We start from the raw sequence: 24900 nt of genomic DNA, 5'->3' as shown, positions 1-24900 counted from the left end.
ATATCAAGATACTTGGTCCCGAAAGCCGCCCGCAACCCACATACCGAAGCGCAGCCGCCGATACTCGATTCTGCATCCGCAGGGCTGTCTGTGGTAGACACGGATCATGACTCGCACCGCACTGGACTTCGACGAGAACTGGCTCGATCCGGACGAGCTGAAGTCGCTGCGACGGCGGATGCCGATCACCTACGTGCATGCGGTGCCGGTGAAGCTCGGCGACAGCGGGCTGCCGGAGAAGATCGGCCTGCTGCTGCGGACGCTGGGAGACGGAACGCTGGGCCGGGAGCTCGTCGGTGGCCGCGTGCGCTTCCACGAGCCCATCCGGGCCGCACTGCTGCGGCATGCCGAGAAGGACCTGGGGCCCATGGCGTTCCCCACGCTGCCGCCGTCGCTGGTTCCCTTCCACGTGGCCGAGTACTTCCCCACCGAGGGCGAGTCGAAGTACTACGACCCGCGCCAGCACGCGGTCGCACTGTGCTATGTGCTGCCGGTGCGGGGCGAGTGCACGCCCCGCCAGGATGCGCTGAGCCTGGACTGGCTGACGCCTGCGGAGACACTGCGGCAGGACATCGTCGCCGAGATGATCCACGGTCAGGAGCACATCGTGAAGAGCGCGCTGGCCTATCTCGACCTGCTCCCCTGAGATGCCGGCCGTCGAAGTCCCCGCACCCCTCGAAGTCCCCGCACCCCTCGACACCGCTATCTCGTGATCAGCGCCGTGCTGTGGGCGACCGTGAACCAGGCGTCCGGGTGGGCGGACCAGCCCCGCCAGGAGGCGGCGATCCCCTCGAGCTCCGAGGCGTCCGCCAGCCCGAAGCCCACGACGTCCGCCGCGAGCTTCGAGCGGGAGATGCGGTCGGCCCAGGTGTCGCCCCACCACCCGCAGTCCTCCGGAGTCGCGAAGACCCAAGGACGGGACAGGTACTCCACACCGGCCGGCTGCTCGGGCAGATCGGCCACCCAGGCGCGCAGGTGGATGCCCGCGTCCGGCTCACCGCCGTTGCGCCGGGCTGTCGCACGGTAGAGCGCCAGCCACCGCCCCAGGCCCGGCGCCTGCGGATGCCAGCGGAACCCGCCGTAGTCGGATTCCGTCACGGAGACGAGAGACCCGGACCTCACCACGCGCACCGCCTCGGCGAGCGCACGGCGGGGGTCTGCCACGTGCTGGAGGACCTGGTGGATGTGGACGGCGTCGAACTCTCCGTCCTCGAACGGCAGCTCGTGGCAGTCGGCGATCTCGACCTCGATGTTGTCCCGCCCCCTCCGCTGCGCCTCCTCGCGAGTCAGCCGCGCGCTGTCCTCGCCGACCTCCACGGCCGTCACGCGCTCGACTGCCTCGGCCAGATCGCAGGTGATAGTGCCGACCCCCGAGCCGATGTCGAGGATGTGCATCCCGGAATCCAGGCGAGCCAGCAGGTCCGGGGCGCAGCGCTGCGCCGTGCGCCAGGAGTGCGAGCGCAGCACCGACTCGTCGTAGCCGTGGGTGTAGCTCACAGCTCCTTCACCAGCTCCCTGAACCACGCTCGCCAGCGGGCGGCCGAATCCTCGTCGGGGAGCCGGTCGACCTGGATCCCGATCGTGGACTTCTCCGGGTCCTCGGATCGCCGCGCGGCCTTGGCGCCGATCGTGATGCCGACCCGGCTTCCGTCCGCCATCGTCGACCGCCAGTACCGCCACTTCTCCGTCGCCGAGGTGCGGGGCGCCTCCGCATAGGGCACTCCGGCGAGCTCCTCGCGGCCGGACAGCAGCGCAGCGACCGCGGCGAGCGCCGCGTCCGGGTCGCCGGCGAAGGTCTTCGAGACCGAGGTCTGGAATGAGCCGTCGCCGCGCTGCCCCGGCACTCGCCTGCCGATCTGCTGCTCGTAGGCGACCGCCGCGCCCTGGGCCCACCAACCGGCATTGTCGACCCTGCCGCGGAACAGCTCGTGCGCGGTCTCCGCCAGGACCGGATGGGCGAGGTCCTTGCCGCCTGCCTCCTCGAGGACAGCGGTCACGGCTTCCCACGACAGGCCCGTCGCCTTCTCGATCGCCGGGATGTTCGCCGAGCGCGCCGTCATCGCTCCTCCTGCTGCGCTCCCGCCCGCTGCGCCACGCAGACGAGGAAGCCCGAGCCCGGGGTGAATGGGTGGAGGTTCCAGGTGGAGAAGCTGATCGCCGGCTGAAGGCCGGCGGCCCGGAGGTCGGCCTCGTAGTCGGCGAACTCGTAGCCGCGCCCGGCGCCGAAGCCGCTCACGAGGCGCCCGTCGGCCGCCAGCGCGCCGGCCAGGTTCGCCATCACCCGATGGCGGCTGTGCGGGTCCAGGAATGTCATCACGTTGCCGGCGGAGACGATGATGTCGAAGCCGGCGCCGACTGTCGAGAAGTCGAATCGGGCGAGGTCGCCGACATGCCAGTCGGCACTCGGGTAGGTCTCCCGGGCATCGGCGATCAGGTAGTCGTCGAGGTCGACCCCGACCACGTCATGGCCGGCGGCCGCGAGATAGCCGCCGACCCGCCCGGTGCCGCAGCCCGCATCGAGGATCCGCGATCCCCGAGGTGCCATTGCGTCGACGAAGCGCGCCTCCCCATCGAGATCGTGGCCCTGGGCGGCCAGGTCCCGCCAGCGCTGCGCGTAGCGGACGGAATGGTCCGGATCCTGCTCCCGCAGCCGGTCCCACAGGTGCGAATAGCTCATGGCAGTCATCCTACGGACAATCTCAGCTCCGCGAAGACCTCGCCGAGCACGTCGACGACGTGGGCGATCGCGGGCTGCTCGGCCATGCCCTCCCGGACCATCGCGACGATCCTGCGCCCGCCGGCCGCGGTCCCGTCGACCAGTCGCGCGCTGCGCGGAGCCAGCGACATCATGATCGGAGTGGCCAGGCTCAGCCCCATCCCGCTGCCGACCATGGCGAGCGCGACCGCGGAGTCGACGACGATGTGGGTCTCGCGCGGGGCGAAGCCGAGTTCGGCGCACGCGAACCGCACCGCCCGTCCGAAGGTCGAGTCATTGGCCGGCAGGATCCAGGATTCGGCGGCGAGCTCGTCCGGAGAGGGGTCGGGACGCTCCGCCGCGACGACGACGCCGAATGGCTCCTCGCGCATCGGCTCCATGCGAAGCCCGCGCTGAGGCGCGAGCGGGGACGACGGGTAGTCGATGCCGATGCCGACGTCGATCCGGCCGTCGAGGACCGCGGCCTGCATGTACTCGACATCGATCTCGCGGGCCTGCAGCGTGATCCCCGAACCGGCGAGCTTGCCGACGGCCGGCCCGAAGGCGACGACCGATGCCGAGCCGAACACCCCGAGGGTGACGCGCTGGGTGCTGTCGAAGGAACGGCCGCGCACCGCCTCGGCGGCCTGCGCCTCAGCGGCGAGCACGGCCCGGGCACGGGCGTGGAGCAGCCGCCCGGCCTGGGTCAGCTGCAGGCGCCGCCCGGTCGATACGAACAGATCGCTGCCGACGACCCGGCGCAGCGCGCTCATGTGCTGGCTCACCGCACCGGGCGTGTAGCCGAGGGAGGCCGCTGCGGCGGTCATGGTCGAGTGCTCCGCGACCGCGACGAATGTCCGCAGCTGAATCAGGGTCCACTGCATGAGCCGAGCCTAGCGAGCATTCAGTCTTCCTGACAGAGGCGTTAACGGAATATCGCTTGTCTGAAACGACCACCGAGCCCACTATTGAACCAGGTGATCTTCGTCACAGGTTCGCATGAGATCGGGAGGGTCAATGAGGACACCCCTGCCTGCCACGGCGTCGGTCGTCATCATCGGCGGCGGCATCATGGGCACTGCAACGGCCTACTGGCTCGCCGCCGCCGGTGTCGAGGACGTCGTCGTGATCGAGCGCGATGAGCTCGGGGCCGGTTCGACCTCGCGTGCCGCGGGCGGACTGCGCTCGCAGTTCTCCGACGCGGTCAACATCCAGCTCGGAGCGCGCTCCCTGGAGGTGTTCCGGTCATTCGAGTCGCTGTTCGCCCAGGACATCGACTTCGTCGCCAGCGGCTACCTGTTCCTGCTCGACAACGACGCCGACGCCGCCGCCTTCGAGGCGAACGTGGCGCTGCAGCGATCGCTGGGCCAGAACTCGCGGATGATCACCCCGGCGGAGGCGCACGAGCTCTCCCCCGTCATCAGCACCGAGGGACTCGTGGCCGGCGTCTTCAACCCCGACGACGCCCACTGCACGCCCGAGGGCACGGTGGCCGGGTTCGCCCGCGCCGCCCGCGCCCGAGGCGTGTCGATCGTCCAGCACACCGAGGTCACGAACATCGTGGTGGCGGATGGCCGGATCACCGGGGTGGAGACCACCGCCGGGCCGGTCGCGACCGACACGGTCGTGTGCGCGGCAGGGGCGTGGTCGCAGGCGATCGGACGGATGGCCGGCGTCGACCTGCCGGTGACCCCGCTGCGCCGGCACATCGTGGTCTCCGAGCCGGTCGACTTCGATGCCCGCCGGCTGCCCTTCACCATCGACTTCTCCACGTCGTACTACTTCCACTCCGAAGGAGACGGCCTGCTGTTCGGTGCGCCGGAGGAGCACGATGTGCGGGAATTCGACACCCACTTCGACCCCCGCTGGCCCGAACACCTCTCCCAGCTCATCAGCCGCCGCACCCCGGCCCTGGAGAACGTGTGCATCCGCCGCGGCTGGGCCGGGCTGTACGAGTGCACCCCGGACCACAACGCGCTGATCGGCCGCTCGCCGGAAGTCCCCGGCTTCCTCTACGCCTGCGGCTTCTCCGGCCACGGCTTCCTCCAGGGACCGGCCGTCGGCGAGGTGATGCGCGACCTCTTCCTCGGGGTGGAACCGTTCGTCGACGTCAGCGGCATGAGCACCGAGCGCTTCGACACCGACGAGCTGCGCGTCGAACTCAACATCGTGTGATCGCACGCATGCCACGATGGGATCCGAGCAGCAATCGCGAACGATCACCCCACGTCCACCGGACCGCACGACAACGACAGGGAGTCCACAGTGAATCCAGCATCGACCGATCCGCAGACCGCCACCGCGCAGACGCAGCTGCCCCGGCCCGAGGAGATCCAGGAGCTGGTCCGCACCGGCCTGTCCGCCTGCGGCGTCGACTTCGACTCCCTGCTGAGCGCGGAGTCCTCCGGGACGCTGCCCGTGCGCTCCCCCATCACCGGACAGACCCTCGGCCATCTCCCCGGTGACACGCCCGACTCGGTGAGCCGGAAGATCGCAGCCGCCCAGGCGGCGTTCGAGCAGTGGCGCGAGGTGCCGGCTCCGGTCCGCGGCAGGGTCGTCCAGCGCTGGGGCCGGCTGCTGACGGAGCACAAGGAGGAGCTGGCTGGACTCGTCACCGTCGAGGCGGGCAAGACTCCGTCGGAGGCAGCCGGCGAGGTGCAGGAGATGATCGACATCTGCGAGCTCGCGCTCGGCCAGTCGCGGCAGCTCTACGGCAAGACCCTTCCCAGTGAGCGGCCCGGCCACCGCCTCATGGAGACCTGGCATCCCCTCGGCGTGGTCGGTGTGATCTCCGCCTTCAACTTCCCGGTGGCCGTGTACTCCTGGAACACCGCTCTCGCGCTGGTCTGCGGGGACACCGTGGTGTGGAAGCCGTCGGAGCTGTCGACGCTGTCGGCGATCGGAGCCAGCGCCCTGCTCCGGCGTGCGGCAGAGGAGCAGGGCGCCCCCGCAGACCTGGCCACAGTGCTCGTCGGCGACCGCGGCATCGGCGAGCTGCTCGTCGACGACCCCCGGATCGCGCTGCTGTCGGCGACCGGCTCGGTGCGGATGGGCCGTGAGGTCGGACCCCGGGTCGCTCAGCGCTTCGGGCGGTCCCTGCTGGAGCTCGGCGGCAACAACGCCGCCATCGTCGCCCCGAGCGCCGACCTCGACCTGGCCCTGCGCGGGGTCGTCTTCGCCGCCGCCGGGACAGCCGGCCAGCGATGCACCACACTGCGTCGGCTCATCGTCCACTCCGACATCGCCGAGGAGCTCACCGAGCGGATCGTCGCCGCCTACCGCACGCTGAGCATCGGTTCGCCGACCGCCGAGGGCGTGCTCGTCGGTCCGCTGATCAACGAGGCCGGCTTCCGGAAGATGCAGGAATCGCTCGAGGCCGCGGTCGCCCAGGGCGGGGAGGTGCTCTGCGGCGGCGGCAGGGTGCTTGCCGAGGCCGCGCCGGAGGCCTACTACGTCGAGCCCGCGGTCGTCCGGATGCCGGGGCAGACTCCGATCGTCGAGGAGGAGACCTTCGCTCCGATCCTCTACGTCATGGAGTACACGGACTTCGACGCGGGCGTGGAGCTCAACAACGCCGTCCCCCAGGGCCTGTCCTCGGCGGTCTTCACCTCCGACCTGGCCGAGGCGGAACGCTTCATCGCCACCTCGGATACGGGCATCGCCAACGTCAACATCGGCACCTCGGGAGCGGAGATCGGCGGCGCGTTCGGCGGCAACAAGGAGACCGGCGGGGGCCGTGAGTCCGGCACCGACTCCTGGCAGGCCTACATGCGCCAGGCGACGAACACCATCAACTACTCCGGCGAGCTGCCGCTGGCCCAGGGCGTGGAGTTCATCTGAGGCCAGGACCGCACGGCACCGAGAAGCGGGATCCGCAGGAGGGCAGTCCGTGGCTCGTGCGAGACTGATAGCCATGGCCTATTCGTGCACTGATTGCGGTTACTCGAGTCCCAAGTGGCTGGGCAGGTGCCCCCAGTGCCACTCCTGGGGCACCCTCGAGGAGGCAGCGGGAGACACCGCCGCCGTGCGCACCAAGGCCAAGCCTGCGCCCGCGGGCCGGAAGGCTGCGCCGATCACCGGAGTCGACGGGACGACAGCGCAGGCGCGCCCGACCGGGATCGGCGAATTCGATCGGGTGCTCGGCGGCGGGCTGGTCCCCGGTGCCGTCGTGCTGCTGGCAGGAGAGCCGGGAGTGGGCAAGTCGACCCTGCTGCTCGACGTCGCCGCCCGGACCGCCCGCAGCTCGGCCCGCGTCCTCTACGTCACGGGTGAGGAGTCCGCCGGTCAGGTTCGGCTGCGCGCCGAGCGGATCGGCGCCCTCGAGGAATCCCTGCTGCTGGCGGCCGAGACCGACCTCGGCGTGGTCCTCGGGATGATCACATCCGAGGCGCCCGACCTCCTCGTCATCGACTCTGTCCAGACCCTCGCCTCGACGGAGGTGGAGGGCGTCCCCGGCGGCGTCACCCAGGTCAGGGAGGTCGCCGCCGGCATCATCCGGGCGGCCAAGGACAACGGCATCCCCACGGTCCTCGTCGGGCACATCACCAAGGAGGGCACCGTCGCAGGGCCCCGCCTGCTCGAACACCTCGTCGACGTGGTGTGCTCGTTCGAGGGCGACCGCCATTCCCGGCTGCGCCTGCTGCGCGCGGTCAAGAACAGGTTCGGCCCCACGGATGAGGTCGGATGCTTCGACATGACCGAGAACGGGATCGAGAGCCTGGCCGACCCCTCGGGGCTGTTCCTCTCCCGCTCCTCGGCCCAGGCTCCCGGCTCCTGCCTGACCGTCGTGCAGGAGGGACGCCGGCCGATGGTGGTGGAGATCCAGGCTCTGGTGGACCGGTCGAACGGCGGGTCGCCGCGGCGAACTGTCAGCGGGGTCGACGGCAATCGGGTGGCGATGATCCTCGCGGTGCTGTCGAAGGTCACGAACGTCGGCAGCCACGACGTCTTCGTCGCGACTGTCGGCGGAGTCCGCGTCATCGAACCGGCCGCAGACCTGGCAGTCAGCCTGGCCCTCGCCTCGGCCGCTGCGGACGCCTCCCTGTATTCGCGGCTGGTGGGGATCGGCGAGATCAGCCTCTCCGGGGAGATCCGGAAGGTGCCCAACCTCGGGCTGCGACTGGCGGAGGCGGCCAGGCTCGGCGTCACCAATGCGGTGGTCGCCCGCGGCGCATTGGAGAATGTGAAGGTGCCGCCCACCATGCGGGTCCGGGAGTGCGAGACGGTGCGCGAAGCCGTCGACGTGGTGCTCAAGCCGCGCGTCAGCTCGTGAAGGAGCGGTCTTCCCGCAGGGCGTTGGGCACACGCGGACCCCGGCCGATAATGTGAGTGAGACGTCACAACGCGTCTTCGGAAAGGCGGTTCCAGTGCGCTCCCCCTCGAATCTGCACTCGCTCGACCCTCAGGCGGCGGCGAATCGGGCCAGCAGCGAGCTGCTGCTGTCGACTCTGGCCGCGGCGGCTCCGGGCACCGAGCTGCGCGACGGACTCGAGCGGATCCTGCGCGGCCGCACCGGCGCGCTCATCGTCCTGGGCAGCTCACGGACTGTCAACAGCATCTCGACCGGCGGGTTCTCCATCGAGATCGAGTTCTCGGCGACCCGCCTGCGCGAGCTGGCCAAGATGGACGGCGCGATCGTCCTCGACCGCGATGCCCGGCGCATCCACTCGGCGGGAGTGCAGCTGCTGCCGAACCCCGCGATCGAGACCACGGAGTCGGGCACCCGGCACCGCACCGCCGAGCGCGTCGCCAAGCAGACCGGCTTCCCGGTGATCTCCGTGAGTCAGTCGATGCAGATCATCCAGCTCTATGTGCACAACATCCGCCACGTCCTGGAAGCGTCCGACCGGATCCTCTCCCACGCCAATCAGGCGCTGGACACGCTCGAGCGCTACAAGTCCCGGCTGGACGAGGTCACGGCGACCCTGACCTACCTCGAGGTCGTCGACCGGGCGACGATGGCGGATGTCCTCGTCGTGCTGCAGCGCCAGGAGATGGTACGACGGATCTCGGCGGAGATCTCCACCTACATCCTCGAGCTCGGCCAGGATGGCCGGCTGGTCACTCTGCAGCATGAGGAGCTCATGGGCTCCTACGGGAATGCCCAGCTCAACCTGCTGCGCGACTACATCGATGCGATCCCGGAGCACGCCGAGATCGACGACGTGCTCCGCAACCTGGCGCTGCTCTCCGGCACCGAGCTCATCGACATCGATCTTGTCGCCCGCTCGATCGGCACCTCTGCCTCCAGCGAAGCGCTCGACAGGCACGTCTATCCGCTCGGCTATCGGGTCCTGTCCTCGATTCGCCGGGTTCCCTCGCTCGTCGTCGAGCGGCTCGCGACGCATTTCGGGCGCTTCAGCGAGCTCCTCGCCGCCGACATCGACGAACTGGTCTCGATCGAGGGAGTGGGCCAGCATCGGGCACGGATCGTCCGCGAGGGGCTCAATCGGATCGTCGAGGAGGCCACGGAGAACTGAGCTCAGTTCCCGTCCCCACCGCCGGTCGCCTCATCCGACTGCTGGTCCTCATCCGACTGCTCCTCGGGAGTGTCCTCGTCCGCCTCATCCGACGACTCGTCCGAAGTCGGCTGCTCGGACGGCGGCTCTTCCGACGGCGGCTCGGAGGGCGGCTCCGGAACGTCGATCTCGAACTCGGCCGGCGTGCTCTCGGCCTCGCCGAGTTTCGTCACCAGTTGGTACTTCCCCCCTGCCAGCGCCTCATCGCTGCGCCGGCAGTCCTCGGTGACCGGTTCGATCGTCCAGCGCAGAGCCGAGCGCTTCTCGGCTCCAGGGGCGAAGACGATGCTGGCCTCGGCGGCATCGGCGTCCGCTTCCGGATCGGCACAGTATTCGGAGCTCCAGACCGTGTCGCCGTCCCTGCGGACCTCGAAGGTCTGGAGGCTGGTGCCCACCGGGATCATGCAGGCGGCGTGGTGGGTGTTCTTCACCACCAGCTCGAGGAGTGCGGAATCGCCGGGCTCGAACGACTTCTTCTCGACTGCGGCGCCGACGACCACCGCCTCCGGCGGACAGGCTCCGCTGGCGGCGTCACCGGTGGGCACCGGAGCGGTCGGCTCGGCCGACTCCGTCGGCGCCGCCACCGGATCCGCGTCGCCCGCAGTCGCGAGATCACCGACGGCCTGCACGAGGAGGATGATCCCGACCACGGCAGCCGCGGCCACGGCCAGCGCCAGCGCGCCGACCACCAGCCGGCGGCGTCGGTACACCGCCTTCTTCTTCTGCTTCCGCTGCTGCTGGTTCTGAGTAGACTTCCCGGAGGCAGGCCGAGGAGCGCCGCTGCGCCCCGCGGGGCGTGAGCGCTGCGAGCTCGGAGCAGGACGACGGGAAGGAGACATCGCCTCGAGCCTAGATCGCTCGAGTGCCGACATCGACGTGACACTCCGAACTCCCTCCGAAACACCTCGCGCATCCCCCGTGCAGCGGGCCGTCGTCGACTGGTTCGCGGAGAGCGCCCGCGATCTTCCGTGGCGGCGTCCCGGCACCAGCGCATGGGGCGTCCTCGTCAGCGAGGTGATGTCGCAGCAGACGCCGATGTCACGGGTCGCTCCCCGCTGGGAGGAGTGGCTTCACCGCTGGCCGACTCCGGCCGATCTCGCCGCCGCCTCCCCCGCCGAGGTGCTCCTGGCCTGGGATTCCCTCGGCTACCCGAGGCGCGCGCTCCGGCTCCGCGAGGCCGCCGCCGCCATCGCCGCCGACCACGACAACGTCGTGCCCGTCGGTGAGGAGGTCCTCCGCAGCCTTCCCGGGATCGGCCCCTACACCGCGGCAGCGGTGACGTCATTCGCCCATGGCACCCGCACCACGGTGCTCGACGTCAACATCCGCCGAGTCCTCCACCGCATCTTCGCCGGCCGGTCCCACCCCGCGCCCGCGCCGAGCACGCGAGAGCGCGCATGGGCCTCCGCTTTCGTCCCGCAGCGCTCGCACGTCGAGTGGAATGCCGGAACGATGGAGCTCGGCGCCCTCGTGTGCACCTCCCGCAGACCGGCATGTGAGGAGTGCCCGGTGGCCGAGCACTGCCGCTGGCTGGCCGCGGGCAAGCCGATCGACCCGCAGCGGAAGCCCACCACGCAGGCGTGGAACGGCACCGACAGGCAGCTGCGCGGCGCCGTGATGGCGGTGCTGCGGAGCTGCGGACCCGCCGGCGTCCGGACCGATCTCCTCACTGCGAGCGCCCGGGAGCTCGACGCCGAGGCGCTCGCCGCTCTTCCCGACCCGGTGCAGCAGGCGATCGCCCGGGTCCGCGAGCTCGGATCCTCCGAACGCGTCGCCCGGCTGATCGCCGACCTCATCGACGACGGTCTGGCCGAGCGCGCCGCAGGGAACCGCCTGCGGCTGCCGGGCTGATCAGAGGTGCTTGAGCATCCGGCTGTTGCCGAGAGTGTTCGGCTTGACCCGGGCCAGATCGAGGAACTCGGCGGTGCCCTCGTCCTGGGAGTGGAGCAGCTCGACGTAGACTTCCGGCGAAACCGGCGTGCCGCTGATCTCCTCGAAGCCCAGTGAGCCGAAGAACTGGGTTTCGAAGGTCAGGCAGAACACCCGCGTCACGCCGATCTCCCGCGCGTCGAACAGCAGCTGCTCCAGCAGGGCCCGTCCGACTCCCCGGCCTCGGTAATCGGGATGTGTCGCCACTGTCCTGGCCTCCGCCAGGTCTTCCCACAGCACGTGCAGTGCCGCGCAGCCGACCACCCGCTCGGTTCCGTCCGGCTGGGGGTCGACCACGACCTGGAACTCCTGCAGCCCCTCGAAGTAGTTCACCGTGTCCTTGGCGACCAGGATCCGCTGCTCCGCCAGCGGATCGACGAGCTCCTTGATGGCCAGGACATCGGGCGTGCGGGCGCGCCGGATGCGCAGCCCTCCGCGGAGCTCGCGTGGTGCGTAGATCGACTGAGGGGCGGGCTGGGATTCCATGCTCCCCATTCAACACCAATCGGGTCCCGCAGGAATTGTTCCTGCGGGACCCGATCGGTGTGTCCTGAGCGGAGTCAGGGGTGAATATCAGGCCGTGCGCTCGGCGCTGCTCCCACCGGATTCCCCGCCGCCGCTGCGGCCGGAGTCGGAGTGCGACGAGGCAGCGGCGTTGGCGCCGCCGGCCTCGGGGATCGCGCCACTGGCGTCGTCATCGGAATCGTCGGCCCCGACTGACACCGGGACCCGCTCGGTCTCGACGCCGCGGAAGGTGAACTTGGCGTCCGGTCCCTCTCCCTCGACATCGACGTACACGGTCTGGCCCGACTTCAGCTCGTCGAACAGGATCCGCTCGGAGAGCTGATCCTCGATCTCGTGCTGGATGGTGCGGCGCAGCGGACGTGCTCCGAGGACCGGATCGTAGCCTCGATCCGCCAGCAGGTTCTTGGCCTCCTGGGTCAGATCGATCGCCATGCCCTGGTCGGCCAGGCGATCTTCGAGCCGGACGACGAAGAGATCGACGATCTTGATGATCTCGTCCTTGCTCAGCTGCGGGAAGACGATCGTGTCGTCGACACGGTTGAGGAACTCAGGCCGGAAGTGCTGCTTGAGCTCGTCGTTGACCCGCTGCTTCATCCGCTCGTAGGTCGTGCCGGTGTCGCCCTCGACCTGGAAGCCCAGCTGCTGGCCCTTGGAGATGTCGCGGGTGCCCAGGTTCGTGGTCATGATGATGATGGTGTTCTTGAAGTCCACCTCACGACCCTGCGAATCGGTCAGCCGCCCGTCTTCGAGGATCTGCAGCAGCGAGTTGAAGATGTCCGCGTGGGCCTTCTCCACCTCGTCGAACAGCACCACGGAGAACGGCTTGCGCCGCACCTTCTCGGTCAGCTGGCCGCCCTCCTCGTACCCGACATAGCCCGGGGGCGAGCCGAACAGCCGCGAGACCGTGTGCTTCTCGGAGTACTCGCTCATGTCCAGCGAGATCAGCGCATTCTCGTCGCCGAACAGGAACTCCGCCAGCGCCTTGGCCAGCTCGGTCTTGCCGACACCGGTGGGTCCGGCGAAGATGAACGAGCCCGACGGCCGCTTGGGGTCCTTGAGGCCGGCGCGCGTGCGGCGGATCGCTCGGGACACCGACTTGATTGCGTCCTCCTGGCCGATGATCCGCTTGTGCAGCTCATCTTCCATCCGCAGCAGCCTCGAGGACTCCTCCTCCGTGAGCTTGAAGATCGGGATGCCCGTGGCCGCCGCGAGGACATCGGCGATGACCTCGTCATCGACCACAGCGGATCCGCTCTTGGCACCCGAGCGCCAGTCCTTCTCGGCCTGGTCCTTCTGCGCCTGCAGCTTCATCTCCGCGTCCCGCTCGTTGGCTGCGAGCTCGAAGTCCTGCGCGTCGATAGCGGATTCCTTGCGCTGCCGAGCCGCGAGGATCTGCTCCTCGAGCTCCTTGATCTCCGGCGGCATCGACATCCGGGAGATGCGCAGCTTGGCGCCCGCCTCGTCGATCAGGTCGATCGCCTTGTCCGGCAGGAAGCGGTCGTTGACATACCGATCCGACAGGTTGACGGCCGCTGCCAGCGCACCATCGGTGATGGTGACCTTGTGGTGCGATTCGTAGCGGTCGCGCAGTCCCTTGAGGATCTCGATGGAGTCCGACAGCGTGGGCTCCGGCACCTGGATGGGCTGGAACCGCCGTTCCAGGGCAGCGTCCTTCTCGATGTTCTTGCGGTACTCGTCCAGGGTCGTGGCTCCGATGGTCTGGAGCTCACCCCGGGCGAGCATCGGCTTGAGGATCGAGGCGGCGTCGATCGCACCCTCGGCGGCACCCGCACCGACCAGGGTGTGGATCTCGTCGATGAACAGGATGATGTCGCCGCGCGTGCGGATCTCCTTGAGCACCTTCTTCAGGCGCTCCTCGAAGTCACCGCGGTACCGGGATCCGGCCACCAGGGATCCGAGGTCGAGCGTGTAGAGCTGCTTGTCCTTGAGCGTCTCCGGCACCTCGTCGTTGACGATCATGGCAGCGAGTCCCTCGACCACTGCAGTCTTGCCGACGCCCGGCTCGCCGATCAGCACCGGGTTGTTCTTGGTGCGGCGGGACAGCACCTGCATGACCCGCTGCATCTGGTCCTTCCGGCCGATCACCGGGTCGAGCTTTCCCTCGCGCGCAGCGGCGGTGAGATTGCGTCCGAACTGGTCCAGCACGAGCGACCCCGACGGGGTGCCCTCCTCGCGTCCGCCGGCGGCGACGGGCTCCTTGCCCTGGTACCCGGAGATCAGCTTGATGACCTCCTGCCGGACGCGCGACAGATCTGCCCCGAGCTTGACGAGCACCTGGGCTGCGACGCCCTCGCCCTCGCGGATCAGGCCGAGCAGGATGTGCTCGGTACCGATGTAGGTGTGGCCCAGCTGCAGGGCTTCGCGGAGGCTGAGCTCGAGCACCTTCTTGGCCCGCGGAGTGAAGGGGATGTGGCCGCTGGGAGCCTGCTGTCCCTGTCCGATGATCTCCGTGACCTGTTCACGCACCTGATCGAGGGAGATGTCCATTCCCTCAAGCGCCTTGGCGGCGACCCCCTCGCCCTCATGGATGAGCCCGAGCAGGATGTGCTCCGTGCCGATGTAGTTGTGCTTGAGCAGCTTGGCCTCTTCCTGCGCCAAGACCACTACGCGACGGGCACGATCTGTGAACCGTTCGAACATTTGCCCTCCTCGGTCAATTGATTCCTATGACTCTAACCAAGGGATGGGTGGTTTTATTGCGGTTTCGCCCTCAGCCGAACCCGATTCGGCTGAGGGCGAAATCCTCTTCGAGACTCCTGGGAGAAGGCTGCGCGAACGTCGATCAGTGGGCGGCTTCGTAGGCTTCGAGGACTGCCGAGGGAATCCGTCCCCGCTCCGAGATCTCGTACCCGCTGTCCTTGGCCCATGCCCTCACCGCGGCAGTGTCCGTCTTCGGCCCGCTGCTGCGTCGCGACGCCGTGCGGGCAGGGCGGTTCGCACTGCGGGCCTTCGCGATGTACGGCGCCAACGCCTCGCGCAGAGCGGCGGCGTTCTTCTCCGACAGTTCGATCTCGTAGGCGCTCCCGTCGAGAGCGAAGCTGACGGTCTCCGCACCCGGACTGCCGTCCAGGTCGTCAGTCAGAACGAGTCTCATCTCCTTGACCACCAGCGCCGTCCCGATCTGCAGCGGCGGATGCGGGGCGGGGAATGGGTTTCCCGGCAGCCTTCGCATCCGCGATCTCTGCGTAGTAGCGGTCCATTTCCCGCCGTTCGATGCTGTCGGATCTCACGACCGCTCGGATGACGTACCAGAAGATCAGCGCGACACCGATCGACGGAAGAAGAACCTTGATGTATTCCACTGAGTTTCCTCACTCACTTTACTGATGAATACCCGCGAACAGAAATACTTCCCGCTGGGAAATCCGGATCAGCATCTCTCTTCCCGGCGGAAAGCCTTCCGCTGCTCAATTCTCGATCGGCTTGACCAATGGGAACAGCACGGTCTCGCGGATTCCCAGGCCGGTCAGCGCCATCAGCAGTCGGTCGATTCCCATGCCCATTCCACCCGACGGCGGCATTCCGTATTCCATCGCCATGAGGAATTCCTCGTCGACCTGCATTGCCTCATCGTCGCCTCGGGCGGCGTCCCCGGCCTGGGCTTCGAACCGCTCGCGCTGCACGACCGGATCGACCAGCTCCGAATAGCCGGTGGCCAGTTCGAAGCCGCGCACGTAGAGGTCCCACTTCTCCACGACGCCGGGCTTGGTCCGGTGCTCCCGTGTCAGCGGCGAGGTGTCGACGGGGAAGTCGACGACGAAGGTCGGCCCCCACAGCCTGTCGGAATGGAAATGCTCCCACATCTCCTCGACGTATTTGCCGTGCCCTCGGAATACCCCTTCCAGATCGATATCGAATCGCTTCGCCAGGGCGGCCAATTCGTCGACGCCCGTGTCCGGCGTGATCTCCTCGCCGACTTCCGCCGACAGGGATTCGTACATGCTGATGACGGGCCATTCGCCGCCGAAATCGTATTCCGTGCCGTCCGCCAGGGTCACCTGCAGCGATCCAACCGCATCCTTCGCCGCATTCTGCACGAGCATCTTCGTGATTTCTGCAATCGAATGGTAATCGCCATAAGCCTGATATGCCTCGAGCATCGCGAATTCCGGGGAATGGGTGGAATCAGCGCCCTCGTTGCGGAAGTTCCGGTTGATCTCGAAGATGTTCTCGAGCCCTCCGACGACCGCCCGCTTGAGGAACAGCTCCGGGGCGATCCGCAGGTACAGCTCGATGTCGTAGGCATTCATATGGGTCGAGAAGGGCCGGGCCGAGGCGCCGCCGTGCAGCGTCTGCAGCATCGGAGTCTCGATCTCCATGAAGCCGACCTCCGCGAAGGAGCGGCGCAGCGAGGCATTGACCTCGGACCGCAGCCTCACCGTCCGGCGCGCCTCCTCGCGGGTGATCAGGTCGATGTAGCGCTGCCGGATCCGGGTCTCGTCCGTCAGCTCCGTGTGCAGCGCAGGCAGGGGCCGCAGCGCCTTGGCCGCCAGCCGCCATTCCTCCGCCATCACCGACAGCTCGCCCCGCCGCGAGGAGATCACACGTCCCCGCAGCCAGATGTGGTCGCCGAGGTCGACGTCTGACTTCCAGGCGTCGAGGCGCTCCTTGCCGACTTCCTTCTCCGAGAGCATCCCCTGCAGCCGCGTGCCGTCACCGGACTGCAGGGTGACGAAGCACAGCTTGCCGGTGTTGCGGAAGAACACGACGCGGCCGGCCACGCCCACCACATCCTGCGTCTCCTCGCCGGGCTCCAGGCTCGGGTAGGACGCCCTCACCTCGGCGAGAGTGTGGGTGCGCTCGACCTTGACCGGGTAGGGCTCGTGCCCCTCCTCCAGCAGCCGGGCGCGCTTGTCCTTGCGGATCCGCAGCTGCTCGGGGTCCAGGTGCTCCGGGGTCTCGTCAAGGTCGACGGCAGGGTTGGATGATTCGTTCACGGGCATGGGTCAAGGCTACCGCCTGGCTCCCGAGGCGATGGAATCAGGAGCCGAGCAGCTCGATCAGCGCCAGCGCCTGAGCGTCGCTGATGGTGCCGTTGCGAACAGCCCGCGCTGCAGTTGCCTTCGCCAGGCAGCGATAGGCGTCCCGCACCTCCGTCGAACCCTGCTCGACAGCCAGCTCACCCAGCGCATCGAGATGTGCCGTGACGGTGTCGATGTCGCCCCGGCTGACGGGTCCGGTGAGCGCTGACGGCCCGGCCTGCAGCGTGTTGCCCACGCTGGCCTCGACGAGGGCGGTGAGCACGCGGGCCGGATTCTCCACCCCCAGGCCGGTGAGCATCTCCAGCGACTGGGACAGGATCGTCACCGTGTGGTTGGAGGCGTGGGCCAGTGCCGCGTGGTACAGGGCGCGGTCGGCCTCGGGCACCACGATCGGCTCGGCGCCGATCTCCACCACGAGGGCCTGGCCGATCGGCAGGACCGTCCGCGCGGCGGTGACGGCGATCGTGGCCTCGCGCAGGCGGGGCAGGTCGATGCTGGTGCCGGTGAAGGACAGCGCGGGATGCAGTGCGATCGGGATCGCACCGGAGCCGGCCGCGGGCGCCAGCACCTCGGTGCCGTACCGGCCGGCGCAGTGCATGATGATCTGTCCGGCCTTGAACCGGCCGAGCTGCGCCAGGCCGCTGACGAGCTCCGGCAGAACGTCGTCGCTGACGGTGAACAGCACGAGTTCGGCGCGCTCGACCACGGTCTCGATGTCGAGCACCGGGACGCCCGGCAGCATCGCCTCGGCCCGGTCCAGACTGGCCTCCGAGGTGGCCGTCACCCCGATCAGGGCGTGGCCGGCCTCCCGCAGGGCTCGCCCCATCACCGCGCCCACCCGACCGCACCCGATGATTCCCACGCCCAGCCGCGTCTCGTCCTCGTGATTCATCGCACTCCCTCTCGACGGATGTGGACCAGGCTACGCGTCGAGTTCGGCGCGCGCTCTGCGGGTCGTGTCGGCATGGGTGAAGAAGAACTCCTCGGCCCGCTCGGCCGCCTGGTGCCGGAGCACCGGCTTGGCCGGCCCCTCGGTCGAGTGGAGCTCCACCTCTGCGAGCCCGAGCGCGCGCTGCAGCGGTCCGGAGCGCAGCTTCATCGACTGCACCCGCGCATGCGGAACGCACTCGACCGCACGCGTCGTCCAGCCCGAGCGGATGACGAGCATCGTGCCCGTCACCGCCCAGGCATTGCGGTTCCAGGTCATCCAGTCCAGCCATCTGGAGGCGGGAGCCTGGTCCACGAACAGGCCCTCGGCGGCCGGCGCCTCGGGGTCGGGGGACTTCCGGGCGAGCATCGCCGAGGTGATCAGCGCCCGGCCGCTGACCCCGGCGGGGACTCTGGGGTCGGGCAGGACGAGCCCGAGCATCATGAGGGTCTGGTCGATGTCGCCGACCGGCAGCAGGACCGTGCTGGAGGTCAGCTGGTCCGACTTCTGGCCGGCGATGTTGTACTCGACCCGCCACCAGCCGGTCAGCCGCCAGAGCAGGGGCTGGCTCAGCTTCACCGCCTGGATCCGCTGCAGCGGGATGATCTTGCGGGTGGTGGTGAACAGTCCGTGAGTCACCGAGAGGCCATCCGGCGTGATCCGCACCGAGAAGTTCGCCTCGTCCAGCGCGCCCTTGGCCATCGTGGCGACGGCGGCGATGGCGGGGATGATCCCGAACAGGATCCCGGTCACCGCCTCCCAGATGCCGAAGGCCGCGAGCACCACGAGGCCGACGAGGACCACCAGCCCGATCAGCACGCCGAACAGTGTGCCGGTCGACAGCAGCGCGGCCAGCAGGACGCGGTGGGCGGGCACGCGCAGGATGCGTCCGTCGTGTTCGGCGCGCGCCGTCACCCGGTACGGGGCCAGCACATCGGTGAGTGTGTGCCCGATGTCGCTGACGACATCCTCGGAGGTGCTGTCGATGGCGGCGAGCAGCCGGGTGCCGAGATTGGAGCCGACCCGGCGGGCGACGACGTTTCGGCGGACCGCCTCGGCCCCAGCGCGATCGGCCCCGGCCGAGGCGGTCGGTGCCGGGCCGACCGGCGCGAGGTCTGCGGCGCTCGCCGTGTGAGCCGGCTGTTCCGACTCGCCGGCTCCGGCCGGTCCGGTCGGGTCGGGTGACGGTGCCTGCTCGGTGCGGGTCGCGTCGCGGGCAGACCGGACCCGGGCGAGCATCTCGTCGCGCAGCGCCTCGGCGCGGCCGCGCTTGAGGTATTCGATGTCGACGGAGGAGCCCTCACCGCCGGCGACGTCGAATTTCAGCGCGGCCAGCCCGAACAGCCGCGGCACCAGGGGCTGGCTGATGTCGATCGACTGCACCCGGTCGAGCCGAGCCTTGCGCAGCTGCTTGCTGAGGACGCCCTTGCGCAGATACACGGCATCGTCGTCGATCCGATAGCCCATCACCCGCCAGACCAGCCAGTTGAGCAGCACGATGACGCCGATGGTGACGACCAGTCCGCCCAGGATCGCGGCGAGCACCCACGGGCGGGCCAGGATCCAGTCCGTCTCCTCGCCGCCGCTGCCCGTGAGCGCCCGCTCGACGACGCCTTCGAAGAGCTGCTGGCTCTGGGCGAGCAGGGCTCCGACGATGGCCAGCAGGATGATCCAGGTCTTCAGCGCCGGGGTCATCGGATGAACGCGATGCCATCGGCTGAACGACTCTGCTGAGCTCTCCTCCGGCATCAGGGGCTCGACCTCACAGTCCAGCCAGCTGGGCCTCCCCGCGCGCGGCGAGGATGTCCCGAAGCCGGTCGGCCTCGTCCTTGGGCAGGCCGGGGATCGTGGCATCGGTGGCCGCCGAGGCGGTGTGGAGCTTGACCGTGGCCAGCCCGAACATCCGCTCGACGGGTCCGGAGCTGACGTCGACGAACTGCATGCGCCCGAACGGCACGACCGTGGTCGAGCGGAAGAGGATGCCGCGCCGGATCAGCAGGTCATCGCCGCGTTCGGCATAGCCGAGGCGCTTGACCTGGCGCACCACCACCACCGCGATCCAAATTCCGGCGAGCAGCCACACCGGCAGCCCGATCCAGAGAACCAGCGAGTCCAGCAGGATGCCCCCGACGATGATCGCGGCCAGGACGGGAATCATGAAGAGCGCCAGCGTCAGCAGGTGGACCCGGGCCAGCGCGGGGCTGACGGGAACGAAGTCGACAGCAGTCATGCGGCATCTGCTCCGGCGGAGTCATCGGGCGGCAGTTTGCAGTAGGACTCGACGATGAGCCCGACGACCATGACGATAGCAGAGGCGCCCACCGCCACCAGCATGCCCGACGCCGACTGCGCGCGGATTCCGCCGGCGCTGAGCACGAGGTAGAGGGCCGCGCCCAGGTACCAGCCGGTGAGCAGTGCTCCGGCGAGGGCGGCGGCCTTGGCCATCATCGCGACCCGCGCCGCCCGCACCGGGTCGATGTCGCGAGTGCGGTCCCCGTCATTCCACTTCTTGATCGGCCAGCCGAGGACCAGCAGCACGATCGACAGGATCACCATGCCGAGGATCGCCGGCCACGGAATTCCCGGCAGCGCTCCGCCGCTGGCTTCCCAGATGTAGTGGAAGCCGAAGGACAGGATGAGCCCGATGATGCCCCAGGTGAAGAGCTGCGGAGGCCTGGTCTGGGTCATGTCAGCGGCTCTTCCGTCACCGTCAGTCCTGCGGCGTCCCCAGCCTGCGACAGCGCCAGCTCGACGGGCACAGCGCCCGCCCCGCTGCTCACCCGCGCGTTCGGTGCGAGGTCCAGCCACGGGGCCAGCACGAAGGCGCGCCGGGCCGCCAGCGGGTGCGGCAGTCGCAGCTTCTCGGAGTCATAGCGCACCTCGTCCTCCGGGCCGTCGGGGTCGCCGCCGGACGGGGTGTAGCGGATGAGGTCGATGTCGAGGGTGCGCGGCCCCCAGTGCACGGTGCGCGTGCGGCCGGCGGCGACCTCGATCCCCTGGCAGACGGCCAGCAGCTCCAGCGGCGGGAGGGTGGTCGACACGGTCACGGCCGCATTGAGGAAGTCCGGCTGCGCCACGCCGCTAACGGGTGCGGTGCGGTACACTCGGGAGGCGGCGGTCAGGCGGATCCGTGGATGACGGTCGAGCGCGGCGGCAGCATCGCGCAGGGTCTGCAGCGATTCGCCGAGGTTGGAGCCGAGCGCCACCACCGCCGTCGCGGGGTGTTCGACCGTCGGCTCCCGGTCATCTTCCGGCCGGGCGGCGGGTTCCGGCGCATCCCCCGGCTCAGCGGTGCCCGCCCGCTCCTGTCCGGCCCCGCTGGCGGCCCGGCGGCTGCGGTGGACGGTGACCGAGGCGTCGGCGAACTCGTGCGCGATCGGCGCGTGGGGTTTGTGCACGGTCACGGTGAGGCTCGCGCAGTGGGCCAGGCAGCGTTCGGCGATCTCGTCGGCGACCGTCTCGATGAGGTTGTGGGCGGGACCGGTGATGACGGCGACCGCCTCGGCCGCCAGGGCTCCGTAGTCGACGGTGTCGGCGAGCTCGTCGGTCCGGCCCGGGGTGCGCAGATCGGCATGGACTTCGAGGTCGACGAGGAATTCCTGCCCGTCGCGGCGCTCGTGGTCGAACACCCCGTGGCGGCCGTACGCGCGCAGGCCGGTCAGCCGGATCGAGTCGGTCATCGCGCCTCCGGGAGCGGCAGCTGCGGCGCGGCGCACTCGGCGATGGCCTCGACGACCTGCACCGCGATTCGGGAGCTGCGCGGCTCGTGCACCCGCACCGCCCAGGCTCCCGCGCGGGCGGACACGGCGCTGAGCGCGGCGGTGGCGGCGTCGCGGTCGGCGATGTCGACGCCGGCAGGGTTGTCCGGGTCGAGCAGGGAGGCGAGGAAGCGCTTGCGGGAGCCGGCGACGAGCAGGCGGTAGCCCATCTGCGCGAACGTCTCGATGCCGGCCATGAGCTGCCAGTTGTGCTCGGCGTTCTTCGAGAAGCCCAGCCCGGGGTCGATGATGATGTCCCGATCCGCCACACCGGCGGACTGCGCCGCCTCGATGCGGACGCCGAGCTCGGATCTCACCTCTGCGACGACGTCCTCGTACTCGAACGTCGCCGAGGCTCGCTCGAGGTGGCCGCGCCAATGCATGAGCACGATCGGGGCGGAGCCGGCCGCCGCGACCTCCAGCATCTCCGGCTCGCTCTGCCCGGCGGAGACGTCGTTGAGGATCTGCGCGCCGGCATCGAGGGCGGCCGACGCGACTCTCGCGCGCATCGTGTCGACGCTGATGACGGCTCCCTGCCGGGCGAGTTCGCGCACGACCGGCACGATCCTGCGCAGTTCCTCGTCCTCGGGCACGCGGACCGAGCCCGGGCGGGTGGACTCGCCGCCGACGTCGAGGATGTCGGCGCCGGCTTCGAGCAGCGCCAGCCCGTGGGACACCGCGGCGTCGAAGTCGAGCCAGCGGCCGCCGTCCGAGAACGAATCCGCGGTGACGTTGAGGATGCCCATGACCTTCGTCCGCATGCTCACTTCCCCATGATCAGGCTCATCGCCTCCGCGCGAGAAGCCGAGTCCCGCAGCTGCCCGCGCACCGCGGAGGTGATGGTGGTGGCGCCGGGCTTCTGCACTCCGCGCATGGACATGCACAGGTGCTCGGCCTCGACGACGACGATGGCGCCGGCCGGGTGCAGGTGCTCGACCAGACCGTCGGCGATCTCGCTCGTCAGCCGCTCCTGGACCTGGGGGCGGCGGGCGTAGATCTCGACGAGGCGCGCCAGCTTGGACAGCCCGGTCACGATGCCGGACCTGCCCGGGATGTAACCGATGTGGGCGACTCCGTGGAACGGCACGAGGTGATGCTCGCACGTGGAGTACATGGCGATGTTGCGCACCAGCACCATCTCCTCGTACCCGACGTCGAAGTGGGTCCCGAGCACCTCCGAGGCGTCCCGGCCGACGCCGGAGAACATCTCGTCGAAGGACCGGGCGACCCGGGCGGGGGTGTCCCGCAGGCCGTCGCGGTCGGGATCCTCGCCGATCGCCAGCAGCACCTCCCGCACAGCGGCTTCGATCCGCGCGTGGTCGATCATGTCAGAAACCGGGGCTCTGCGGCGGAACCGGGGGCGGGCCGTCCGGCGGTCGGAATCCGCCGGTGGGCGCCGGGGGCGGGCCGTCCGGCGGTCGGAGTCCGCCGGTGGGCGCCGGACCCAGGCCGTTGCCTCCGGCGCGCTGCCGGTCCTCGGCCTCGGAGACCACGGCTCGCGTCGGGACCGCGATCGGGCCGCGCTCGGACACGGGACGGTCGTCGCTGGCCAGCCACACCTCGCGAACGGGGCGCTTGGTCACCGGGGCGAAGAGCTCGGCGAGCTGGTGCTGGTCGAGCGTCTCCTTCTCCAGCAGCTCACGGGCCAGGGTGTCGAGGACGTCGCGGTTGGTGGTCAGCGCCCAGTAGGCGTCGGCGTGGGCGGCGTCGATGAGCGTCCGGACCTCGGAGTCGATGGTGCGCATCGTCTCGTCCGCGTACGCCTCGTCGTGACCATAGCCCTTGCCGGCGAACGGTTCGGAGGAGATGTCGCCGACCTTGACCATGCCGACCTTCTCGCTCATCCCGTACTGGGTGACCATCTTCCGCGCGATCGCCGTGGCCTTCTCGATGTCGTTGCTGGCGCCGGTGGTCGGATCGTGGAACACGATCTCCTCGGCGACGCGGCCGCCCATCGCGTAGGCGAGCTGGTCGAGCAGCTCGTTGCGGGTGGTCGAGTACTTGTCCTCGCTCGGCAGCACCATGGTGTAACCGAGCGCGCGGCCGCGCGGCAGGATGGTGATCTTGGTGACCGGGTCGGTGTCGTTCATGGCCGCCGCCACCAGCGCATGCCCGCCCTCGTGATAGGCCGTGATCAGGCGCTCCTTGTCATTCATCAGCCGGGTGCGCTTCTGCGGCCCGGCGATCACACGGTCGATCGCCTCGTCGATGTTGTGCCTGTCGATCACCACCTGGTTGTGCCGGGCGGTCAGCAGGGCGGCCTCGTTGAGCACATTGGCGAGGTCCGCGCCGGAGAAGCCGGGGGTGCGCTTGGCGACCATCGCCAGGTCCACATCCGGGGCCAGCGGCTTGTTGCGCGCGTGGACTTCGAGGATGTGCTGACGCCCCTTCATGTCGGGCGCCTCGACGGAGATCTGCCGGTCGAAGCGGCCGGGCCGCAGCAGCGCCGGATCGAGCACATCGGGACGGTTCGTCGCCGCGATGAGGATGACGTTGGTGGTGGCATCGAAGCCGTCCATCTCCACCAGCAGCTGGTTGAGGGTCTGCTCGCGCTCGTCGTGGCCGCCGCCCATGCCGGCGCCGCGCTGCCGGCCGACCGCGTCGATCTCGTCGATGAAGATGATGCACGGCGAGTTGTTCTTGGCCTGCTCGAACAGGTCGCGCACGCGCGAGGCGCCCACGCCGACGTACATCTCGACGAAGTCCGAGCCGGAGATCGAGTAGAACGGCACACCCGCCTCACCCGCCACCGCTCGGGCGAGCAGGGTCTTGCCGGTGCCGGGGGCACCGTACAGGAGAACGCCCTTGGGGATCTTGGCGCCGACGTCCTGGAACTTCTTGGGCTCCGCGAGGAACTCCTTGATCTCCTCGAGCTCCTCGAGCGCCTCGTCGACGCCGGCGACGTCGGCGAAGGTGACGTCCGGGTTCTCCTTGTTGACGAGCTTGGCTCGGGACTTGCCGAAGTTCATGATCTTGCCGCCGCCGGCCATCTGCGACAGCAGGAACCAGAAGACGACGAAGATGATGACGAACGGGATCAGGTTGAGCAGCAGACTGGTCAGCCAGGACTGCCGGGGCACCTCATCGGTGAAGCCCTGGGCCGGCGCGGCCGTGGTGACGGCTTCGACGACCTCGTCGCCGCGCGGCTGCACGTAGTAGAACTGCACCTGCTTGCCGTATTCGCGGTCCTCGTAGGAGAAGTCCTCACTGAGCACGAGGTCGACCCGCTGATCGTTGTCGACGATCTTGGCCTGCTCGACCTTGCCGTCGGCCAGCAGCTGGAGGCCCTGGTTGGTGTCGATCCGCTGGAACCCGCCGCCGGACAGCAGCAGCGTGCCGATCGACACGATGATGAGCGCCAGCACGATCCACACCAGCGGTCCGCGTGACAGCTTCTTCATGTCGGTGCGGCTTTTCTTGGTCTCGGCCATGGGTCCTCTCAGGAAGAACTGTTCGATGAAGGCTCCGACAGCCTACCCGCGCAAGGTGGGAGTCGGCTGTCCGGAGTGAGCAGCGGCACCGGGACCGAAACTGTTCCCGATGC

General features: G+C 69.2%; 24 protein-coding genes. 6 read left to right on the top strand and 18 right to left on the bottom strand.

The window, feature by feature from the left end:
- Positions 1–106 precede the first annotated feature (106 nt).
- The gene (locus LXN01_RS00955; RefSeq protein ID WP_236862673.1) at positions 107–646 is read left to right on the top strand and encodes a DUF4916 domain-containing protein; all 540 of its coding nucleotides are present in this window, start codon (positions 107–109) and stop codon (positions 644–646) included.
- A 56-nt stretch (positions 647–702) separates the two neighbouring features.
- Here the strand turns inward: LXN01_RS00955 and LXN01_RS00950 are convergent, their stop codons facing one another.
- The 4 genes from LXN01_RS00950 to LXN01_RS00935 are packed head-to-tail and all read right to left on the bottom strand — an operon-like array spanning position 703 to position 3579.
- On the bottom strand, positions 703–1497 hold the full coding sequence (locus tag LXN01_RS00950; RefSeq protein WP_236862672.1) for a class I SAM-dependent methyltransferase: 795 nt from the start codon (positions 1495–1497) through the stop codon (positions 703–705).
- Positions 1494–2060, bottom strand: coding sequence for a hypothetical protein (locus LXN01_RS00945; RefSeq protein WP_236862671.1), 567 nt, complete (start codon positions 2058–2060; stop codon positions 1494–1496). Before LXN01_RS00945 ends, LXN01_RS00950 begins: the two co-directional genes overlap by 4 nt.
- The gene (locus LXN01_RS00940) at positions 2057–2677 is read right to left on the bottom strand and encodes a class I SAM-dependent methyltransferase (protein ID WP_236862670.1); all 621 of its coding nucleotides are present in this window, start codon (positions 2675–2677) and stop codon (positions 2057–2059) included. Before LXN01_RS00940 ends, LXN01_RS00945 begins: the two co-directional genes overlap by 4 nt.
- Positions 2678–2682: 5 nt before the next feature.
- On the bottom strand, positions 2683–3579 hold the full coding sequence (locus tag LXN01_RS00935; protein WP_236862669.1) for a LysR family transcriptional regulator: 897 nt from the start codon (positions 3577–3579) through the stop codon (positions 2683–2685).
- Between the two features lie 133 nt (positions 3580–3712).
- Here LXN01_RS00935 and LXN01_RS00930 point away from each other — a divergent pair, with 133 nt between their 5' ends.
- The 4 genes from LXN01_RS00930 to disA all read left to right on the top strand — a co-directional run bounded on the left by LXN01_RS00930 (position 3713) and on the right by disA (position 9174).
- Entirely contained in the window at positions 3713–4870 is a 1158-nt protein-coding gene (locus LXN01_RS00930; protein WP_236862668.1) for an NAD(P)/FAD-dependent oxidoreductase, read from the top strand.
- Between the two features lie 90 nt (positions 4871–4960).
- A complete protein-coding gene (gene amaB, locus LXN01_RS00925) occupies positions 4961–6535 on the top strand; it encodes an L-piperidine-6-carboxylate dehydrogenase (RefSeq protein ID WP_236862666.1) in 1575 nt (524 codons plus the stop codon).
- 73 nt (positions 6536–6608) lie between these two features.
- A complete protein-coding gene (radA, locus tag LXN01_RS00920; RefSeq protein WP_236862665.1) occupies positions 6609–7967 on the top strand; it encodes a DNA repair protein RadA in 1359 nt (452 codons plus the stop codon).
- A 94-nt stretch (positions 7968–8061) separates the two neighbouring features.
- Positions 8062–9174, top strand: coding sequence for a DNA integrity scanning diadenylate cyclase DisA (gene disA, locus LXN01_RS00915; RefSeq protein WP_236862664.1), 1113 nt, complete (start codon positions 8062–8064; stop codon positions 9172–9174).
- 2 nt (positions 9175–9176) lie between these two features.
- Here the strand turns inward: disA and LXN01_RS00910 are convergent, their stop codons facing one another.
- On the bottom strand, positions 9177–9923 hold the full coding sequence (locus LXN01_RS00910; RefSeq protein WP_236862663.1) for a hypothetical protein: 747 nt from the start codon (positions 9921–9923) through the stop codon (positions 9177–9179).
- A gap of 166 nt (positions 9924–10089) precedes the next feature.
- On the opposite strand from LXN01_RS00910, the gene LXN01_RS00905 reads away from it, so the two are divergent.
- Positions 10090–11064, top strand: coding sequence for an iron-sulfur binding domain-containing protein (locus LXN01_RS00905; protein ID WP_236862662.1), 975 nt, complete (start codon positions 10090–10092; stop codon positions 11062–11064).
- Here the strand turns inward: LXN01_RS00905 and LXN01_RS00900 are convergent, their stop codons facing one another.
- From LXN01_RS00900 to ftsH, 13 genes are all read right to left on the bottom strand, one after another.
- On the bottom strand, positions 11065–11628 hold the full coding sequence (locus LXN01_RS00900) for an amino-acid N-acetyltransferase (RefSeq protein WP_236862661.1): 564 nt from the start codon (positions 11626–11628) through the stop codon (positions 11065–11067).
- Positions 11629–11715: 87 nt separating this feature from the next.
- A complete protein-coding gene (locus LXN01_RS00895; RefSeq protein ID WP_236862659.1) occupies positions 11716–14328 on the bottom strand; it encodes an ATP-dependent Clp protease ATP-binding subunit in 2613 nt (870 codons plus the stop codon).
- 142 nt (positions 14329–14470) lie between these two features.
- Positions 14471–14782, bottom strand: coding sequence for a histone-like nucleoid-structuring protein Lsr2 (locus LXN01_RS00890; protein ID WP_236862658.1), 312 nt, complete (start codon positions 14780–14782; stop codon positions 14471–14473).
- Positions 14763–14990 (bottom strand): hypothetical protein, encoded by a 228-nt coding sequence (locus tag LXN01_RS00885; protein WP_236862657.1) that lies wholly within the window; start codon positions 14988–14990, stop codon positions 14763–14765. Before LXN01_RS00885 ends, LXN01_RS00890 begins: the two co-directional genes overlap by 20 nt.
- A 105-nt stretch (positions 14991–15095) precedes the next feature.
- Positions 15096–16631: a lysine--tRNA ligase gene (lysS, locus tag LXN01_RS00880; protein WP_236862655.1), complete on the bottom strand. Its 1536-nt coding sequence runs from the start codon at positions 16629–16631 to the stop codon at positions 15096–15098.
- 37 nt (positions 16632–16668) lie between these two features.
- The gene (locus LXN01_RS00875; RefSeq protein ID WP_236862654.1) at positions 16669–17562 is read right to left on the bottom strand and encodes a Rossmann-like and DUF2520 domain-containing protein; all 894 of its coding nucleotides are present in this window, start codon (positions 17560–17562) and stop codon (positions 16669–16671) included.
- A 30-nt stretch (positions 17563–17592) separates the two neighbouring features.
- Complete coding sequence (locus LXN01_RS00870) at positions 17593–19293, bottom strand: PH domain-containing protein (protein WP_236862653.1); 1701 nt, start codon at positions 19291–19293, stop codon at positions 17593–17595.
- A 67-nt stretch (positions 19294–19360) separates the two neighbouring features.
- Positions 19361–19828, bottom strand: coding sequence for a PH domain-containing protein (locus LXN01_RS00865; protein ID WP_236862652.1), 468 nt, complete (start codon positions 19826–19828; stop codon positions 19361–19363).
- A complete protein-coding gene (locus LXN01_RS00860; RefSeq protein WP_236862651.1) occupies positions 19825–20286 on the bottom strand; it encodes a DUF3180 domain-containing protein in 462 nt (153 codons plus the stop codon). Before LXN01_RS00860 ends, LXN01_RS00865 begins: the two co-directional genes overlap by 4 nt.
- Positions 20283–21278: a 2-amino-4-hydroxy-6-hydroxymethyldihydropteridine diphosphokinase gene (gene folK, locus LXN01_RS00855; RefSeq protein WP_236862650.1), complete on the bottom strand. Its 996-nt coding sequence runs from the start codon at positions 21276–21278 to the stop codon at positions 20283–20285. The genes LXN01_RS00860 and folK overlap by 4 nt, the downstream gene beginning before the upstream one ends.
- Positions 21275–22117 (bottom strand): dihydropteroate synthase, encoded by an 843-nt coding sequence (gene folP / locus LXN01_RS00850; RefSeq protein ID WP_236863110.1) that lies wholly within the window; start codon positions 22115–22117, stop codon positions 21275–21277. Before folP ends, folK begins: the two co-directional genes overlap by 4 nt.
- 2 nt (positions 22118–22119) lie before the next feature.
- Positions 22120–22683, bottom strand: coding sequence for a GTP cyclohydrolase I FolE (gene folE, locus LXN01_RS00845; RefSeq protein WP_236862649.1), 564 nt, complete (start codon positions 22681–22683; stop codon positions 22120–22122).
- 1 nt (position 22684) lies between these two features.
- Positions 22685–24787, bottom strand: coding sequence for an ATP-dependent zinc metalloprotease FtsH (gene ftsH, locus LXN01_RS00840; protein ID WP_272902062.1), 2103 nt, complete (start codon positions 24785–24787; stop codon positions 22685–22687).
- Between the last annotated feature and the right edge of the window lie 113 nt (positions 24788–24900).

The organism is Brevibacterium daeguense, assembly GCF_021729135.1.
Lineage (GTDB): Bacteria > Actinomycetota > Actinomycetes > Actinomycetales > Brevibacteriaceae > Brevibacterium > Brevibacterium daeguense.
Note: the sequence above shows the minus strand (reverse complement) of the source record. Positions and strands in the feature narration are given on the sequence as shown.